Source organism: Nocardia sp. BSTN01 (assembly GCF_015354405.1).
Lineage (GTDB): Bacteria > Actinomycetota > Actinomycetes > Mycobacteriales > Mycobacteriaceae > Nocardia.
Window position 1 is genome coordinate 1 of sequence record NZ_JADKYP010000138.1, and the last position, 1996, is coordinate 1996.

Consider the following 1996-nt stretch of genomic DNA (forward strand, 5'->3'; position numbering starts at 1 on the left):
GGCGGCTCGGGCGCCAAGACCGTGGGAGGCACTGTGGGCCAATGGATTCAGCAGGCGATGCAGGTGTTGCAGGGATTGGGATACGACACCGGCAAGATAGATCCCGAAGCGATAGCGATCATCATCCACTACGAGAGCAGCGGTAACCCCGGAGCCGTCAACAACGACGACATAAACGCGAAGAACGGCACGCCCTCCACGGGGCTGATGCAGATAATTCAGCCGAATTTCGACAAATATGCGGCACCGGGCCACAAGAATATCTCCGACCCCGTGGACAATATCGTTGCCGGTGTCCGCTACGCGATCGACGTCTACGGATCCGTCAGCAATGTGCCGGGCGTCGAGGCGGTACGCAACGGCCGGGCCTACGTGGCGTACTGATGGAACCGACCCAGCCTCGTTCACCCGAACCTCGGAGATCGAAATCCGCTGAGCAGCGGTCGGGTTCGGACAATCCCGCCGACGAGTGGACGCTGACCCGGCCCGGTGTGGCGACGACCGCACCGGCCGATCGGCGCGAACGACGACACCAGCGCCCGAGCACGGTCCCGGTGTCCGGGCCTGCCGTGCCTTCGGTGACGAAATCGACTGCGGCGACGAATGATTCGGCGGCAGCGGCCATCGCGCAAGCTCGCTCCGCACCCGCCGCCGCCGCGCCCGCCGTCCACTCGGATATCCTTGCCGCCCACAGCACCTCGACACCCATGGCCATCGCGGCCCTCACCAGCCTGACCACCATGGCGGCCGGCTTCGGTTCCGGTACGCCGACCGCCGACACCGGACAACCCTACGCACCACCGATGACCGGCAACGGCGCGCCAACTGGCCCGATCGCCTGGGACGGCGGCCTCGGCTCCGGTTACGCAGCGAGCAATACCGCCCGCGCCGAACGTGACAGCGCGATCGGTGATCTCAACGCCGAACTGTCGCGAGTCCTCGGCGACACCGTCGATACCAGCGCGCGTGGCCGGGCCACCATGGCGGCCATTATCGCCGAGGTGGACGCCGCGCTCACCGCCCTCGGGCCGGTGAGCAATACCGCCGCCGGCCGGCGACAGGTGATGGTCACGCTCGGCGATGCACTGGCCCGGGCCGGAAATACGGTGGACCACAGCCGCATCGCGGCAGCACTGGACTCACAGCGAATCCAGGCACTGGCTGCCAGATACGTCCAGGACTCGCATCCGTCCAGGGTGGTCCACCGTGCGGGCGGTGCGGGATCGTCCGGACCTCCGTCGGCCATGCCAGCCGGGGAAACTGGCGTGTGGATCAACCAGGCGCTCCAGATTCTGGCGCAGAACGGATACGACATCAGCCGGATAGATCCGGGCGCCATCGCGACGATCATTGCCCACGAATCCTCCGGCAATCCGCATGCGATCAACCTGTGGGACAGCAATGCCGTGGCCGGTCATCCGTCGAAAGGCTTGATGCAGACGATCGATTCGACGTTCAACGCCTACGCGCTCCCAGGACATCGGGATATCTGGAATCCGATCGACAACATCATCGCCGGCGTGCGGTACTCCATCGACCGCTACGGTTCGGTGAGCAATGTGCCGGGCGTAGCCAATCTGCACGGCGGCGGCTCGTACGTCGGATACTGAGAGCCCGATCAGGACCAGCGGCTGGCGTGAAAGCTCTTGGGTAGCGGCTGAATGCGCACAACCGATTTGGAATTCGGCGCCTCCACCACTTGACCGTTGCCGATGTACATCATGACGTGCCCCGGGCTGCCGTTGTTGAACTCGGCATCGGGGAAAATCAGGTCACCGGGCCTGATCTGATTCGGCGCCACCTTCGGGAGCTGCTGGTACTGCAGGTCCGCCGTTCGCGGGATATTGACCCCCGCCGACTTCGCCGCGTACTGCGTGAGGCCGGAACAGTCGAACTCGTTGGGCCCCTCGGCACCCCAGACGTAGCGCGCACCCAGTTTGCTGAGCGCGGTCTGAATGGCCTGCTGCGCTTTGGCCGAGGTCCCGGAGGCCGTCTT

Annotated in this window: 3 protein-coding genes; 2 read left to right on the forward strand and 1 reads right to left on the reverse strand. The window is 65.4% G+C overall.

What is annotated here, in order from left to right; genetic code table 11:
- The coding region (locus IRT45_RS36145) for a transglycosylase SLT domain-containing protein (RefSeq protein ID WP_194810241.1) at positions 1–384 on the forward strand (384 nt) is incomplete at its 5' end.
- A 194-nt stretch (positions 385–578) separates the two neighbouring features.
- Positions 579–1610, forward strand: a complete 1032-nt coding sequence (locus IRT45_RS36150; protein ID WP_309241311.1) for a transglycosylase SLT domain-containing protein — start codon at positions 579–581, stop codon at positions 1608–1610.
- Positions 1611–1618: 8 nt separating this feature from the next.
- Here the strand turns inward: IRT45_RS36150 and IRT45_RS36155 are convergent.
- Positions 1619–1996, reverse strand: a 378-nt coding sequence (locus IRT45_RS36155; protein ID WP_194810242.1) for a C40 family peptidase, incomplete at its 5' end; no start/stop codon positions are given.